The organism is Rhizobium sp. NZLR1b, from assembly GCF_019685155.1.
Classification (GTDB): domain Bacteria; phylum Pseudomonadota; class Alphaproteobacteria; order Rhizobiales; family Rhizobiaceae; genus Rhizobium.
In genome coordinates this window covers 249,934-265,627 of record NZ_JABDWC010000008.1, presented here as the reverse complement: position 1 = coordinate 265,627, position 15,694 = coordinate 249,934, and the positions used below count along the sequence as shown (strand labels likewise).

Below are 15,694 nucleotides of genomic sequence, written 5' to 3'. Positions count from 1 at the left end.
TTGGCGGCGTGATCAAGACATCGACGGAGAGTTTCAGCGGCATCTATCTCGCGGTTGCAGTCACGGCCGCCGCCGCCGCGGCGATGACGATCTCGCTGCCGAAGGACCAGAATGTGCAGGCCGTGTAAGCTCGAAGGAAGCTAGCGGCAACAGGACCAGGTTGACGCACGTATTCTGGCCGCGCTCGATTCGGATGCCCGCTTATCGATGAGCGAGCTTGCCCGCCTCATCGGCATGGCCGCGCCATGCGTTTCGGAGCGTGTTCGCAGGCTGGAGGCAACCGGAGTTATCCGGGATTTCACGGTCGATGTGGACACGCGCGCGATCGGCTATCAGATCCGGGCGATGGTGAGGATCAGGCCTCTCCCCGGCAAGCTTCATCTTGCCGAAAGACTTATTCAGGAGCGGCCGGAATTTATCGAATGCGACAAGATCACCGGTGACGATCCTTTCCTCGCCCGCTTGGTCGTCCATTCGATCGAGCAGATGGAAGATGTTCTTGAAGCTCTCTCTGAATACGCCGTCACCAGCACGGCTGTCATCAAGGGCACCTCCGTCAAACGCCGCCTGCCGCTCCTGCAGCCAAGGCCTGGTTCATGTCCAAATCCACCTCTCGCAAGAGTCGCGGCCATCACCGGGATCTCGCTCGGACGAAGAATGTGGTTCGAGTTGCAGCCGAGACAGACGAGGGCGATCCCTCCGAGCGCGTCCGACTAGTCGATTTGCCATAACCGCTAAATCGTTCGAGGCCCGATTATCGGGAGGTCCTTGAAAGCGAAGCCGCTCGATCTCATTTGAGATGCTGATTGATCGTTGGACCAACAGCTCATTGCCAAGGCTTCAACGGAACTGAGGTCGTCACGCTCGATGGAGAGCATTCCGGCGAAACCGAGTTCCCTATCATTTCAGTTCAAGGCAAACTGGAACGGAAAGTGCGGATTCCGTCAGCGTCTGCTGCTTGACGCAATTCACATCTCCTATTCAACGAGGTGACTATTGACGCAGTTCTTCGAAACCACTCAAGGGATCATGGCAATGGGAGCGTTCATAGGCGCTGGCAGTTTAGCTGCTGGTTCCTTGCTTCCGAACGTCATTCGACTTGTGAAGACGGGAATCAACCGGCGCCCAAAGGCCGAAACGAGAAACCTCGCGATGATGACGGTGCTGGCGCTAGATGACTTTGTCGGAGCCAGCTATGCTGCCGTTCACGACATGCCCGAATTCAATCCTATTGATGAAGGCGAATTCGTGTTCCACGTTCCAGATCCGACCCTTGTGCTACCAGCGAACGCCAATTGGAACATTTTCGATGCCGAGCTTTCGGACGAAATTCTGTGGCTGTCGAACCGCGTGAAAAACCTCTCATACGCCTTGGATAGTCTCGACCTTTCCAAGCCGAGATACGGTGGCTTCTTCGAGCGACGCCAAGAAGGTTATGCTAATCTCGCGGCTGAAGCGATGGACATCATTGAGCGTATGCTAAAAGAGTTCGACCTGACTCTGCCTGCCAAGCCCGACTATTATCGCCAGCGCGAAGGGCTCGTTTCAGCTATTCAAAAGGCTGGACAAAGCGGTTCGCGACGCCGAAAGCCAGGCACTCCAGCGTCCTCGAACGGGTCAAATGTGCTTGAACTGTTTCCCAGGGCGAACGAGGACGCCGAGTAAACCAAGCGACCGCGTTAGTTGGTAAGAGCCGAGCTGTTTTTTGCGGGCTGCGGTCGAACGCCGTGTACGTCTCATTCATGCTTGCCCTGGAAAGTCAGTTGGGATGTCTTCGCTTTGCTCAGACAGCACCCTGACCAGTGTGCGCTCGTCGAATCTTTATCGTGGAGAAGGAGTTTCGACCGGTGACGCACAACGATTGACCTCAGCCGAGGAGGCAGGCGCTCATCGGGCAACTTGGGCCATCCGCTCAGGCACGGCGGCTGATTGAATCCGTCATTCCTTCGGCGTCTTGTCGTTTGGCATGGACAGGCCGGCGGCCTCTATTCCTGCGAGAAACCGCTCTTGATCTTCGGTCCGCGCCAGCCGTGTGACGACTTCGGGCCTGACGTTCGAGATCAATGCAGGTGATTTGCTCTTGATCCATTCCAGTTGCTCTTGGGCCTCCTGTTTCTTTCCAAGCGCCCCGAGAATCGAAAGCAATACGAGACGATGCATCGGATTGTAGTTGAGGTCCGACATGTGCGACCATAGTTCGGCAGCTTGCAAATCGCCCCGCATGAAAGCGCACAGCGCCATTCCAACCTCGTAATATCCGCGCGGACCGGCATTTTTCCCGACAGCCTCGGAAATCAATCCGCAGCCTCTATCCCACTCCCCCGACATTGAAAGGCGCAAGCCATATTCACCGACCACTTCGGTATCGTTCGGGTTGCTGGCATAGGCAGCGGCGCCGGCATCTAAAGCCCCAGCCTGATCATTGCCGAAAAAGTCGGCAAGCATCAGCGCTTGATGCGCACGCGCATTCTTCGGATCGAGCCGCACCGCCAGTTGGGCAAGCGCCTTCGCGACGCCAAGCGTCGCAGCGGTCGGTTTCGTGTGAAGCTGGTATGAAAAGCGGAACTCGTCGAGATTTATCAGCGAAAGCAGCGCCGCAACATTGGAATCGGCAGGCGCTTTTTCCACCGCCGCTTGCAGGCAATGTTTTGCCACCTCAAGGGCCTGCACCGTCATTTCGCTACGGTAGCTGTAATAGGAGAGAATGCACGAAAAAGTGTCCGCGCTTCCGGCGATGGTTGCGGTATCGCTCTCAAACATCACCCCGAATGGGCGCGCGACCGCCGTGGCTATGTCCCCAGCGAGGCTTGCTTGGGCTTCTGGAATGCCTTGCACTTTCGTGTCCACATCATAGTTACTTGCCCAGATGACCGCCGCGTCCGCCCGCCGCACGAGCCTTACGATTGACCGCAGCCGGTTGCCTTCGAGCTCCACACTTCCCTGGAGGGCGTAGAGCGGCTGTGACGAAGGGACGCCGTTATTTCGCGGCATGGCGGTGACCACAATGATTTCATTGAAGCGGACCATCTTCTCGATGATGTCGTCGGTCATGCCCCGAGCGATATCGGTCGCGGGCGCCCCCCCGGACGACGCGTCAAGACGCTCGACGATAATGCTGGGGCGGGTATCGGCTCCCTGTGCGGCCCCATGATCCGAGCGCGGCGACCCCACTTGCTGAAATATGCCCACTGCCGCGGCGAAGACAATCACCGCGCCTGCTACGAGAAGCCAATGCCGCCTCGATACGTGTCGGCGCACCTCGCCGATCTCGTCTGCCGCCGCTTTGGCCTGCTCGCCGTCGTCGCCTGAGAACGCCGAGCGAAGAGGCTGCTCCACCGGCAACATCTCGATCAGTTCAGCATCGGGGTTGACTTCGAAGACTGGCGCGTATCCGCCCTTGGGAATTGTGATGATAACCCGATCAGCGCCGCCATCGGTCAGGTAATAGTGTTCCAGCTCGCGTCTCAGCCGCCCTGCTTCGATCCGGACACATGGATCCTGTTGGGCATCGAATTTCGCATCCCTGCCAAAAACGGCTTGTGCAACGGTAAACGCTTTCAGGTATTCGCGGCGGCCTGCAAGCGTTTCCATCACCACGAATTCGAGGAATCTTCTCGCCCGTTCCGGGAGGCGAAACTCCCGGCTGGCAAGAATACGCTCGAGTTGCTGATGCACCTCGTCTTGCGAAGCGATGCTCCTGTTAATGCCTGCACTCGTCATCAGGCCCCCCGGATTCCGATTTCCAACAACCTGCAGTATGCTGCCCAACACTAATCTCAGCCTGGCGTAACGGCAATCCCGACCCAACCGAGCAGCCCAATAATGGCCAAAGGGATTCGCGCAATAGTCAGATGAGGTATGACGTCACAGAAATCCCAGCGTAAGATACCGTATTCTACCACAGCCGACATGTATTTTACTGCCTTAATGCCCCAGCTCCCCCTATCATCACCGGATATTCTGGAGGAAGCTGCCATGACTGAGCCCTCGACCCCGCATCCCATGACAAGCGCGGAGGAATTGCGCAAACGTGCTCTGGAGCTTCAGCTTCTCGAGATGGACCGTAGCGACAAGATCAAGGCGCGTGAAGCAAAAAAACATGCGGATTTCGTCGAGGATTTTTTTCGAAAAAGTATCGGCGAAGCAGAACGCACCGTTATCAAGCGGCTGGTGATGAAAGCCGCCGCAGACGGCAAATACGAGGCGCTGATCTACAGTTTCCCGTCGACATTCTGCTCGGACAGCGGCCGCGCCATCAATAACAACCTACCCGGATGGCAGAAGACCCTGCAGGGGAAGGCAAAGGAACTCCTCGAACTCTTCGAGCAGGTTGCGAGGCCGCAGGGCTACGGGCTGAAGGCCATGATCATCAGCTTCCCGGACGGCATGCCTGGAGATGTCGGCTTCTTCCTCACTTGGGAGCCGCCTGTCGACTGACCGCAGGAGCCGCTGGTCGGGGCGGAGGAACATCACTTGAAAGCGACCGAGATCGAACGCAAGTTCCTGATCCGCGATAATAGCTGGCGCGATAGCGCCGGCAACTCGCATGTCCTGCAGCAGGCTTACCTGTCCCGCGAAGACAGTTCGATACGCGTCCGCCTGATCGACGGGCATTCTGCGTGCCTGACGATCAAGTTCCGCATAGCGGAGCTCTCAAAGGAGGAATTCGAGTACGAAATTCCCGTCGAAGAGGCCCGCGACCTGCTCCTCCATGCCACCGGCCATGTCATTGAAAAGACGCGTTACCAGGTCCTCCATCACGGCAGAAGCTGGACCATAGACGTCTTTGCTGGGCTCTATGAGGGATTGACGCTCGCCGAGATAGAAATGGCAAGCGAAGATGATCGGCCAGACCTGCCGAGCTGGCTTGGGCAAGAAGTCACAGGCATTAAGCGCTACTCCAACCGCGCCATGGCCGCTGCCCTGGACCTTCCCTCCCGGGCGCAAGGCGTCACCGCTAGAACAGGATTATTGTAGGCCGGGTCGGCCAAGTCTGAATCCTGTTTCCAATGAGAGGGCAAGGATGAAGTCGCGCGAAAATACTCACAGTTTTCGGGCGACACGCTCTTGGATCTACTCGCTGACAACCGTCCAGTTGGCGTCCGGATTGAATTCCTTGATCGCCGCGGCGCGCTGTTCCGTTTGCGGACCGAGGTCGCGCTGATAGATGACACTCGCCCCGTTGATGATAAATGTCTCCACGCCGGTCACCCGATATGCGACGGGCCAGGCGAGCAACGCAAAGCCGGCGGTCATATAGCCGTTGACGACGTAACTTTGTTTACCGCCCAGCACATTGTCACCCTGGGCGGTCAGGATGCGATAGCGGTATCCGAAATAACCTTCGCCGCGTTTGGCGGCGCCGAAGGCAGCCGTCTCGACCAAGGCGCTTGCCGGGCTTTCTTCGCCAAAGACGCTCGGGTCCCAATACAGGCCGTCCAGCTTGCCCGGACTGCTAATCAATTTTTTCGCGAACTCGTAAATGCCATCGCCATCTCGGTCCTCGGACGCATATTGATACTGAGCCGCGACATATTCGTGCATGGTGTCGATCGTCGCGAGTTCGTTTTCGCCGATCCGGCGATTGATGATCTCCTGAAGGCCGCCCTGGGTGTCAAAGGACCATTTCCCGTCCTTTTCCGTCAGCGGGAAGGGCAAAGGCCAAAGCCGGTCGCCGATCGCGACGAACTTCCGTCCACCGAGATCCTCCAGGATGATCTGCCGTGCAGCGCCTTCGCGGATCAGCCCATAGGTGATCATCGCCTCGTTGCTGGACCGCAGCTTGTCCGCCTTCAGGCCGAGAAGACCTGCGAACCCGTCGACATCGTTGTTAGCCAGCGCTGCCTTCAGCCGATCGAGAACCTCGGCCGGCGTGCCAAACGACGGCGTCGGACCTTCCGCCGCAAACTCGGTGAGATCAGTCTGCATCCGCGACACTGACGGGGTCGCGGAAACGCAGAGCGCGGTAGAAAGCATAAGCAGGATCAAGGGTGATTGAGTTCTCATCATATAACTCCGGCAATTTTGGAAGGAAGACATTTATCGCCGGCCGCCGCCGCCACGGCCACCGCCGCCACCACCACCACGGCCACCGCCACCACGGCCACCACCGTGGGATACTGGAGGGCGGGAGCGCTGTGGCGCGGCGCGCGGCGCAGAGCGCTGTTGGCCGCCCATGCTCTGCGCACCCCGCTTCGAAGAAACCGCTTCCCGGCGGCCGGATTGGACATTGCCAAGCGCACTCGGCTGCCGGTTGCGATTGTCGGACCTGGCGGCCATTTGCGGTTTTTTGGCTTTCTGCGCAGGCCTTGCGGCCGGCTTGTTCGGGCGATTGGCCGACTTCGCGGGGCGCGCGTCGGGGCGTGACGCCCCCGGACGATTGGCCGCGTTCGGCGCTCCGGGTCGCGGCTTTTCCTTCAGCCCCTGCACCGTTCCCTTCCGGATATCGTCGGCGCGGGCGCCGACATCACGCGTGCCCGTCCTCTGGCTTGCATTTATTTCGGACGCTCTGTTGCGCAACTGATTGCGATTGTCGGCCTGCAATCCGGATTTGATCGACGAACGGTCCAGCTTGGCAAGTTGGTCCTTGCCGATGCTCATTTTGCTGCGGTCGACATTCGACCAATCGACATCGTTAAACTTCATCTTCCCGTTGAAATTTCGACCGTTCAGGCAATTGTTGCAGTCGATGTCGACGTCACCACCGCCCCAGCGACCTCCCCACACACCCCAGTCGTCCCAGTTCACGATGGCGGCAAAGGCGACCCCGGTTACCGCGCCGGCAAAGAAAGCGGCTCCGGGATAGTAATAATTGTCGTACGGCTCCGGATAGTAGGAGATCGGTTCAGAAGCATAGCCCGGCTCGTAAAGCATCTCCGGCGGATATTGCGGGATATAGATTTTTTCCGGATCGGTCGGACGGATGATGACATTGTCGTTTTCCGTAACGACCGTCACCTTGTCATCCGTCTTGATGATGTTTTTTGCCACCGCTTCGTCGCGAAGTTGCTGAATGGCAATCAGCACATCCTTCTGCTGATTGGTGAGCGCATCGGCAAGCGATTGGGTCCAATCGAGATCCTCGCTCATCATCTTGACGATATCGGGGTAGTTGAGCAACGAGACGACGCTGCCGTCCCAGTCGCTTTTGGGCTTGAGGTCGGCATTCTTCTTTTTCGTATCCAGAAAACGCTGGGCTTCGATGATCTGCAAGGGAAACAGCGAGGCGGCCGAAATCGCCGCGACCAGTTCGTCCGGATAGAGCGCGATCCGCGCCACGAGCACTTCAAGTTCATCGTCTGAAAGGAGTGTCGCCGTGGACTGTTCTGCATCCGCCTGGTTGGGCGCCGCAGCTGGTGCAGGAGCCTGCGCTCTGACAGGAAGTGCCGGCTGCAACGCGATGATCGCCAAGGTCGACAACCCAACCAGCAGCTTGCGGGAAACTCTATTCATCGCACAAGGACCTCCCTTTAATCGTTGAATGGCAGAAGCGTTCACCGCAGTTTCGGACTAACTGGCGTCCGCCTGAGCATCACAATTTTCGATTGTGCTATCGCTTCCCTCATCTCTTTCAGCAATGCGTCGACCAAGCCTGCATATTCCAGCCGCCGCGCCTCCCTTACGGCGTCAGACAGCTGTTCGACATGCGCCAATGCCTGCGCCGCCGCAGCGAGATCCTCGCACATGCTGTGAAAGGCCTCGTTTACGTAGAAAAGTCGCTGCACGAGCCTTGCCTGGTCGGGAAAATGAGCTTCTGCCGCTTCGAGGGCGGACAAATATGTCGAACCACTTTCTCCCGACACCATCTCCGCCCCCGCCACCGAACTGCGCCAGCAGATACGGAACTATATATCAGGCGAACCGCCTCAAGACGTAAAATACGCGATCCTACGCTCGCCGGCGCTCGAATCGATTTGCGCATTCGACAACCAAGCCATGGAACGGGATGCATCTGCCTATCCGGCGTTTTTCCGTCCCACTCCGGCAATCCACTCAGGCAGATCGGCTGGGGACGCCCCGATAGAGATTACGCGATGCTACGGGTCTTTGCGCCGAAAGGGGCCTACTATCCAATCCTCGCTTGCGATCAAGATGGCTCGGGCAGACCAAGCCAGAAGGGGGATCCGTGTTTCTCGACTATTTTGCCTTGGGCGTCTTGGTCTTCGTCGTGGTCACCCTTTTCTACGCCGTGATTGCAATTCACGACATTCCCCACCTGATGGCCAAGGCACGAAACCACCCCCATCAGGACGCGATACACGTTGCAGGATGGGTCAGCCTCTTCACGCTCCACGTGATCTGGCCGTTTCTGTTCATTTGGGCAACGCTTTACCGCGAAGACAGGGGCTGGGGCATCCGGCAGGACGGAAAGTTATCGGCGGAAGCTGAGGCGAATGCGGAAATTGCTCGTCTCCATGCAAGAATCGCCGAGCTCGAGACAAAGACGCCGGAGAAGGAGAACGCCTGATGGATCTGCTCCTCATACTCACCTACGCCGCGATCTGCTGGGCAGTCTTTAAAATATTCAGGATCCCTGTGAACCAGTGGACGCTCGCAACCGCGGTCCTTGGAGGGATCTTCCTCATTTCTACCCTGCTGCTGCTGATGAGCTACAACCATCCCTATTCAGGCGACGGTCGCATCTACTTCACCTCGGCTCCGGTCATTCCCGTCGTCGGAGGCCAGGTCGTCGAGGTCCCGGTGACAGCGAATGCGCCGTTGAAAAAAGGCGACATTCTTTTTCGCATAGATCCGAGGCCCTACCAGTTCACCGTCGATCAGAAGAATGCCGCGCTCGCCGAAGCCAAGCAGTCCGTCCTGCAATTGAAAGCGGCCATGGATGCAGCCAATTCAGGGGTCACGGGCGCAGAGGCCTCGAGGGACAGGTCGCAGCAGGCCTTTGAGAAATTCCAGCAGTCGAACGAGAATGCGAAGTCGAGCGGCAAGGGCGCCGTCTTTTCCGAACTTGAGGTCGAGAACCGGCGCGGCATCTACCTGACTTCGCAGGCTGCGGTCGACACGGCCATCGCCCAAGCAGTGCAGGCGAGACTTGCCTATGAGTCAGAGATCAACGGAACCAACCCGACAGTTGCAAGGCTGCAAGCGGAATTGAACAACGCCGAATACGAACTCGACCAGACGGTCGTGCGGGCTCCGACCGATGGCTACGTCACGCAGGTTTTCCTCCGCCCCGGAATGATGGCCAACCCTCTGCCCTTGCGGCCGGTCATGGTCTTCATCGACAGCCAGGACCGCATGCTGGCGGCAGCTTTCATCCAGAACTCGCTGCAGCGAGTGCGCGTCGGCGATGAAGCGGAGGTCTCCTTCAGAGCCGTGCCCGGCAAGATATTCAAGGCCCGGGTGCAGGGGGTCATCGATGTGATGGCACAGGGCCAACTCCAGCCGAGCGGTGCGCTGATCGATCCGCAATCGCCCGAGCGCATATCGCCCGGGCAAACGCTGGCTCAGATCGAGTTGCTCGAAAACACAGACGATTATCAACTACCGGGCGGCGTCGTCGCCGATGTCGCGGTCTACACCCACCATTGGCACCACGTCGCAGTCCTTCGCAAGGTCCTGTTGCGGATGAGCAGCTGGATGAACTTCGTGTTCCTCGAACACTAACGGCATGTCCCGCAGAAACCCTGCGTCGGTTTGCGCCGCAATACCAAGATCCGACGCGCGCCGAGCGGGCAAGGGCCAACGGCAAGGGATAAGGAGCCAGTGGTGATAGGAAGTCTTCCCATGTTGCGGGGCCTTGCCGGCTTCAACAGAGCCTGGCTCCGCAGTGACATTCCGGCCGGCCTGTCGATCGCAGCCGTTGGTTTGCCGAGCGCCATCGCCTACCCCGCCATCGCCGGTTTGCCCCCTGAGACGGGCATCTATGCCAGCATCGTCGCGCCGATCGCCTATGCGATCTTTGGACCTTCCCGGCTCTTGGTCGTCGGGCCCGACGCCGCGACCATGACCGTGCTGGCGGCCGCCATGGGTGCGATCATCGCAACTGGACCGGCGGCGACCGATACCGACAGGATCGCCATCGCGTCGGCCCTTGCCCTCGGTGTCGGTGTCTGCTGCATTGCTGCAAGGTTGTTGAGGCTCGGTGTTCTCGCGAGCTTTCTGTCGCGTCCCATTCTGGTGGGGTTCTTCGCCGGCGTGTCGCTGTCGATCCTTGTCGGACAAATCGGCCGCTTCACAGGGCTCAAGATTGAATCGGATGGGTTGATCCCGCCACTCGTCGAGCTCCTCGCCAAGAGCAGTCTGATCCATTGGCCTTCGCTCCTTCTCGGCCTCATCATGTTCGCGTTGTTATGGGTCGTCCGGGCCTTCCATTTCAGAGTTCCGGGCCCTGTTCTGGTGGTCGTCCTCTCGGTTGTTCTCTCTGCGATCTTCGACTTCCAAGGCCGGGGTATCGCGGTTGTCGGTGACATCCCGAGCGGGCTGCCGAGCCTGTCCCTGCCCGCATTGCATCGGATGCCTCTCGATAAGATCGTGCTCGGTTCAGCCGCCATCTTTCTCGTCAGCTTCGGCGCCGGCATCGTCGCGGCAAGAAGCTTCGCTTCGCGAACCGGAGAGGAGGTCGACGCCAATCAGGAATTGATCGGACTTGGTGCTGCCAATATTGCACCCGCCCTCTTCGGCTCGTTTCCGGTCAGCGTTTCGGATTCGCGAACCGCGATAAACCTGTCGACGGGCGGCGTCTCGCAGGCCGCGGGACTGGTATCGGCAGCGACCCTGATTGCCGCTCTTGTTTTCCTTCACAGTGCCTTGCGGATACTTCCCATTCCGGCGCTGGCGGCAATCCTTGCAACGGCGGCGATCAGCCTCATCGATGTTCACGAACTGAAGAAGATCTGGCGTGTCAGCCGGATGGAATTCATCTTTGCGCTGATCGCCATGTGGGGTGCGATCAGCTTTGGGGTCCTCAACGGCGTGGTCGTCGCTGTTGCGGCGACTTTCGCCTATCTGCTGCGTCAGACGATGTTCCCGCGCGACGGTCTTCTCGGCCGCATCGAGGGACGGCATGGCTTCTTTGATCTTCGCCGGTTTCCGGAAGCCCGCTCGGTCGAGGGCGCGGCCGTCTTTGCCATTCAGGGCAGCATTCTGTTTTACAACGCCGACTACCTGCGCATGCGGCTGACATCGGTGGCAAAGGAGCTCGCTGTCGGGACCAGATGCCTCGTGCTGGATGCGAGCGCGATCACGCATATCGACAGCACCGGCGCAACGGCACTGGAGGCCGTGGCCGAGCTCCTTGCGCAGCGGAACATCATCTTCGCGATTGCTGACCTCAGCGAAGAGAGCCGCGGCATTCTCGAACGCGCCGGCGTCATCAAGGCGATCGGAGCCGACAATCTTTTCAACGGCAGGGAAGAAGCCCTGCGAACGCTGATCGGCGATTTCGATCAGACCGGGACGGCAGCTTCGGAAGCCAACGTACCTTAAGCACAGGAGGGAGAGCCATGGACGAGAATTACGAACCGAGCCAGATCGATGTGAAAACCGACAATGGCGGCAAGGACAAAAAGAAAAAGAAGTCGTGGGATTATGAAAAAGAAATCGGCCGCATGCAGGTGGAGCTTGCGCATCTGCAAGCCTGGGTGAAGAAATCCGGTGCGAGGATTGTCATCATCTTCGAAGGACGCGACGCCGCCGGCAAGGGCGGCATGATCAAGCGGATAACGGAAAAGGTCAGTCCGCGCGTTTTCCGCGTCGTGGCGCTGCCCGCTCCGACCGATCGCGAGAAATCACAGATCTATATGCAGCGATACATCGCCCATCTGCCGGCAGCCGGCGAGATCGTGATTTTCGACCGCAGCTGGTATAACCGTGCCGGCGTCGACCGCGTCATGGGTTTCTGCAGCGAAAAGAAGGCAGAGCGCTTTCTTGAATTAGCGCCTCGCTTCGAGGCTTCGATCGTCGAAAGCGGCGTTGTTCTGCTGAAATATTTCCTCACGGTCGGCGAGGAGGAACAGGAGCGTCGTTTCAAGCGTCGGATCGACGACCCGCTGCGGCAATGGAAGCTGAGCCCGATGGATGTCGAATCCTATCAGCGCTGGTGGGATTATACGCGCGCCTATGACGCGATGCTGCGGATGACCGATACAAATCACGCACCGTGGTGGATTGTGCCGTCGGACGACAAGAAACGTGCGCGGATCAACTGCATCTCGCACATCCTGCAATCCATCCCTTATGAACGCGTCAAGTTTAATGCGCCGGATCTCAAAAAACGCCAGAAGCGGCCGGCCGACTTCGTGGACGATCACAGCATCCGACATGTCGTGCCCGACGTCACGCCATAAACAAAACGAGCCTGGAACTGGCGGGCGCGATGATGGACAGATCAGCCGAGACGACGACGCAACGCAGCGAGGCCGGACAGGTTTCGATAGAGGCGAAAGTTAGCGATCTGGTTCGATTGGGCATCATCGGGCTTTTTACCTACTGGACCATGGTTCTCATCGCGCCCTTCGCACTCATCGTCATCTGGTCGGCCATTCTTGCGGTCGCACTGTTCCCGATGTTCGAAGCGCTCACGCGGCTGATCGGAAACAGACCGAGAATTGCGGCGACGGTCATTGTCGTCGGCTGTCTTGTCCTGATCATCGCACCGCTGGGCCTCGTTGCCGTCAATTTTGCCGATGCCGCGCAGGCGTTGATCGGCAAGTTGTGGACAGGAAACGTCACGCTCCCCTCCGCCCCGGCGGCGGTGCGGGAATGGCCGATCGTCGGCGAGCGAATCCATGACACATGGAACCAGATTGCCGGTGACCTGGCCTCCACCATCGTCAAGTTTCAGGCGCCCATTCGTGAGGTCATGGGCGTTGTTGTTGCAAAGCTCGCCTCGGTTGGCGGCGGCCTGTTGAGCTTTGTCGTATCGATCATGCTTTCCGGCCTGCTTCTGACAAGGGCGGCGCGCTTGGCGACAGCAATTCAGGCGCTGGCGAGCCGGGTCGGCGGGGACAGAGGTGTCGGCTTTGCCCGGCTGGCCGGAACGACCGTGCGAAACGTATCGCGCGGTGTCATCGGCGTTGCCTTTCTGCAGACCTTGCTTTGCGGTTTGTGTTTCGCCGTCTTTGGCATGCCGGCGCGCGGCGCGCTGACTTTTCTGGTCTTCATGCTCTGCGTGATGCAGCTCGGGCCCGGCCTGGTGCTCCTGCCCGCCATCATCTGGGCCTGGTTCTCCTGGTCTCCCGTCACCGCCTTCGTCTTTACCTGCATTGCGGTCCCCATCACGCTCATCGACAACATCTTGAAGCCGATCCTGATGTCTAGGGGCCTCTCGACTCCCATGCCGATCATACTAATCGGCGTGATAGGAGGCACCCTATCATACGGTCTGCTGGGGCTATTTTTGGGACCGATCGTCCTGAGTGTCTTCTATGAACTTCTGAGAGCCTGGGCATGGCCATCAGATGCACCAGACGGATCGAACGCGGCTTGAAATCAGTCGGCCCAAACAGATTCTGACGTCGTGCGACGGCTTAGATGAAATATCTCCGTCTGTTCGATGAACGCTCTCGGGTGTTCTCCGTGTTCAGTCTTTGGTGCGATAGACGACGACCTCTTGCTCTATTTCGCGGCAGACTTGTTCGTACTCGTTGATCAGCGTCTGTTGCCTTGGATGCTGCCTTCGGAAGCGGTCCAGAGCATTGGCGGCAAGATCATAAGCCTCAAAAATCTCGCCCAGCGCCTCACTGGCCTGATCGGCCAAATCAGGACGGAACTCGGGGAGCCTCAGCATCAATTTCCTCCGTCCACACTCTTTGCCCATCGATTAGCTCCGCACTCACGTCCGCAAGGTACCCGAACTGCATGAACATCAGATCGTTCCCGCGCAGATCCATGCAATTTCAAAATGGAAGGTTCGGCCGGGCCGCTTTGGGATCGACGCGTCGGCCGTCGAAGGGATGTACGGTGAACGCCGAGATGCAAGCACGAAAAAACCGTCCCTTTATTTGGCCCAACAGATAGCAGCCGCAGCCGCATCGGTCAGGGCTCATCTGGTTGGTATCTCCCATTCCGGCTGTCTTGATCGGTTGCGCTCAAGGCCTTCACGGTGACAGCCGCAACGACGCCGGTCAGCACGATTCCGGCAAAACCGATCACCAGGGCAAACATCCGAGCCGACAGATGTTTGGGCGTAAAATCACCATATCCGATGGTAAGTCCGGTCACAAAGGTGAAGTAGAGGGCTTCGTCGATCCTCCAATTCTCGATGCGCCATATTGCCAGGCCAGAAACGATCATTACCGACACGATGCCGGACAGGATTGGCCAAATGATACGAACCTGCTGGGCGAGCGCAATGAAGAACAGACGTCTCATTTGCCTGGCGCCGGGCTCATCGCCTTTTCCTACTGGCACGATTTCCACCTTTCTGCAGTTCAGCCGCGTGTGAGCGGTTTCCGGAGGACATGATGCTATAACTATTAACGTAGAACAGGATTCAGGCCGACCTGACCTACAACCATCCTGTTCTAGAGCGTCGTTTGCGCGTCGGGAAAGATGCACGGCGCAGTCGAGCATCGCGGAACCCTTATCGCACCGCATCGGGCTCGGGCATCATTCCACTGCAGCCGACGTCACTGCATTTGCGGGGGCAGGACATACAGCGTGATGGCGAAGATCGAATAGACCATCAGCACCAACACGCCGACAAACCATGCCGACCGTCCGCTATTCGTCACGAACATCGCCGTGATGGTCGCAAGGAGGACCATCACCACGACTCCCGGCCAGAACTGCAGGTTCATCGGCGACGGACCGATCACGTAACTCAGCAAAACCAGGACGGGTGCAACGAACAACGCAATCTGGGAAGCGCTTCCGAGCGCGATGCCGACGCTGAGATCGAGCCGGTTCTTACGAGCGCCTGAGAACGCCGAAGCCATTTCGGCGGCCCCGCCAACCAGTGCGACGACGATGAAACCGACGAAGGCTGGCGTCATTCCGAACGCTTCAGCTGCCTTTTGCACCGATTCGACGAAGATCTCGCTCACCAGCGCGACGAGGACGGTGACGCCAGCAAGCGTGGCAAGGGCGAGGCCGATCGGCCACGGCATCTCGTCGCTCTCCGCATGCTCTGCTGCGGCGAAAATCTCGCGGTGTGTCCTGAGGCTGAACAACAGCCCCAGTCCGTACCCGACAATGAGAAGAACCGACAGGCCGAGACTGAGTTTTTGGGTGACGGCCGACGCCGAGGTGGAGTCCATTTCAGCAACCGCCGAGGGCATCAGAAGCCCAACGGTGGCGAGAAAGAGAAGGCCGGCTTGAAGACGCGCACTGGCTCGGTTGAACTCCTGGAAGTGGTATTTAAGCCCGCCCAGGAGAAAAGAGGCGCCCAGCATGAACAGCGTGTTGGTGACGATCGCGCCGGCAATCGACGATTTTACCAACGTATACTCGCCGGCGCGCAGGGCAGCCAGCGCAATGACCAGCTCGGTGAGATTTCCGAGCGTCGCGTTAAGCAGCCCGCCTGCGGCGTCACCCGTCTTGGCGGCTACGGATTCGGTTGCGTGACTGAGCAACCCGGCCAACGGTACGATGGCAAGCACCGACAGGACAAAGAGCGCCGTGTGGGCCTCAGGCATCACCGCCGCAGCAATAAACACCACCGGCACTGCGACCAGCAACCACAGCATGGGGCTGTCGCGGATCTCTTTCAAAAGGAGGCTCAACCGTTCGCTCC

General features: G+C 58.8%; 15 protein-coding genes and 2 pseudogenes. 10 read left to right on the top strand and 7 right to left on the bottom strand.

All coding sequences use genetic code 11. The annotated features are described in order from the left end of the window. The 3 genes and pseudogenes from HJB84_RS33580 to HJB84_RS14775 form a co-directional block, all read left to right on the top strand. A pseudogene (locus HJB84_RS33580) lies at positions 1 to 128 on the top strand (MFS transporter); the annotation flags it as partial. 25 nt (positions 129 to 153) lie between these two features. Beyond that, a pseudogene (locus HJB84_RS34095) lies at positions 154 to 579 on the top strand (Lrp/AsnC family transcriptional regulator); the annotation flags it as partial. A 417-nt stretch (positions 580 to 996) separates the two neighbouring features. Beyond that, positions 997 to 1,665, top strand: coding sequence for a hypothetical protein (locus HJB84_RS14775; protein WP_221116258.1), 669 nt, complete (start codon positions 997 to 999; stop codon positions 1,663 to 1,665). 273 nt (positions 1,666 to 1,938) lie between these two features. Here the strand turns inward: HJB84_RS14775 and HJB84_RS14770 are convergent, their stop codons facing one another. Continuing rightward, positions 1,939 to 3,720, bottom strand: a complete 1,782-nt coding sequence (locus HJB84_RS14770; RefSeq protein WP_207585764.1) for a hypothetical protein — start codon at positions 3,718 to 3,720, stop codon at positions 1,939 to 1,941. A gap of 255 nt (positions 3,721 to 3,975) precedes the next feature. Here HJB84_RS14770 and HJB84_RS14765 point away from each other — a divergent pair, with 255 nt between their 5' ends. Both HJB84_RS14765 and HJB84_RS14760 read left to right on the top strand, forming a co-directional pair. After that, positions 3,976 to 4,437 carry a hypothetical protein gene (locus tag HJB84_RS14765; RefSeq protein WP_207585932.1) on the top strand — a complete coding sequence of 154 codons (462 nt, stop codon included), beginning with the start codon at positions 3,976 to 3,978 and terminating at the stop codon, positions 4,435 to 4,437. A gap of 36 nt (positions 4,438 to 4,473) precedes the next feature. Further along, positions 4,474 to 4,977, top strand: coding sequence for a CYTH domain-containing protein (locus tag HJB84_RS14760; RefSeq protein ID WP_207585765.1), 504 nt, complete (start codon positions 4,474 to 4,476; stop codon positions 4,975 to 4,977). 96 nt (positions 4,978 to 5,073) lie between these two features. Here the strand turns inward: HJB84_RS14760 and HJB84_RS14755 are convergent, their stop codons facing one another. From HJB84_RS14755 to HJB84_RS14745, 3 genes are read right to left on the bottom strand one after another with little or no spacing between them, the layout of a single operon-like run. Continuing rightward, a complete protein-coding gene (locus tag HJB84_RS14755; protein WP_221116257.1) occupies positions 5,074 to 6,006 on the bottom strand; it encodes a DUF2950 domain-containing protein in 933 nt (310 codons plus the stop codon). 33 nt (positions 6,007 to 6,039) lie between these two features. Then, positions 6,040 to 7,452 carry a DUF3300 domain-containing protein gene (locus tag HJB84_RS14750; RefSeq protein ID WP_207585767.1) on the bottom strand — a complete coding sequence of 471 codons (1,413 nt, stop codon included), beginning with the start codon at positions 7,450 to 7,452 and terminating at the stop codon, positions 6,040 to 6,042. A gap of 41 nt (positions 7,453 to 7,493) precedes the next feature. Next, complete coding sequence (locus tag HJB84_RS14745; protein ID WP_207585768.1) at positions 7,494 to 7,805, bottom strand: hypothetical protein; 312 nt, start codon at positions 7,803 to 7,805, stop codon at positions 7,494 to 7,496. Between the two features lie 320 nt (positions 7,806 to 8,125). Between HJB84_RS14745 and HJB84_RS14740 the strand changes: the two genes are divergently transcribed. The 5 genes from HJB84_RS14740 to HJB84_RS14720 all read left to right on the top strand — a co-directional run bounded on the left by HJB84_RS14740 (position 8,126) and on the right by HJB84_RS14720 (position 13,447). Beyond that, positions 8,126 to 8,467, top strand: coding sequence for a DUF3302 domain-containing protein (locus HJB84_RS14740; protein WP_207585769.1), 342 nt, complete (start codon positions 8,126 to 8,128; stop codon positions 8,465 to 8,467). Next, on the top strand, positions 8,467 to 9,624 hold the full coding sequence (locus HJB84_RS14735) for an HlyD family secretion protein (RefSeq protein ID WP_207585770.1): 1,158 nt from the start codon (positions 8,467 to 8,469) through the stop codon (positions 9,622 to 9,624). The genes HJB84_RS14740 and HJB84_RS14735 overlap by 1 nt, the downstream gene beginning before the upstream one ends. Positions 9,625 to 9,744: 120 nt before the next feature. Then, complete coding sequence (locus HJB84_RS14730) at positions 9,745 to 11,445, top strand: SulP family inorganic anion transporter (protein ID WP_246762909.1); 1,701 nt, start codon at positions 9,745 to 9,747, stop codon at positions 11,443 to 11,445. Between the two features lie 17 nt (positions 11,446 to 11,462). Continuing rightward, positions 11,463 to 12,305, top strand: a complete 843-nt coding sequence (gene ppk2 / locus HJB84_RS14725) for a polyphosphate kinase 2 (protein ID WP_207585772.1) — start codon at positions 11,463 to 11,465, stop codon at positions 12,303 to 12,305. A gap of 32 nt (positions 12,306 to 12,337) precedes the next feature. After that, positions 12,338 to 13,447: an AI-2E family transporter gene (locus tag HJB84_RS14720; protein WP_221116264.1), complete on the top strand. Its 1,110-nt coding sequence runs from the start codon at positions 12,338 to 12,340 to the stop codon at positions 13,445 to 13,447. A gap of 93 nt (positions 13,448 to 13,540) precedes the next feature. On the opposite strand, the gene HJB84_RS14715 is transcribed toward HJB84_RS14720, so the two are convergent. The 3 genes from HJB84_RS14715 to cax all read right to left on the bottom strand — a co-directional run bounded on the left by HJB84_RS14715 (position 13,541) and on the right by cax (position 15,683). Further along, positions 13,541 to 13,777 (bottom strand): hypothetical protein, encoded by a 237-nt coding sequence (locus tag HJB84_RS14715; protein WP_221116256.1) that lies wholly within the window; start codon positions 13,775 to 13,777, stop codon positions 13,541 to 13,543. Positions 13,778 to 13,995: 218 nt separating this feature from the next. Continuing rightward, positions 13,996 to 14,331, bottom strand: a complete 336-nt coding sequence (locus tag HJB84_RS14710; protein WP_221116263.1) for a potassium channel family protein — start codon at positions 14,329 to 14,331, stop codon at positions 13,996 to 13,998. Between the two features lie 257 nt (positions 14,332 to 14,588). Next, entirely contained in the window at positions 14,589 to 15,683 is a 1,095-nt protein-coding gene (cax, locus tag HJB84_RS14705) for a calcium/proton exchanger (RefSeq protein WP_207585775.1), read from the bottom strand. Between the last annotated feature and the right edge of the window lie 11 nt (positions 15,684 to 15,694).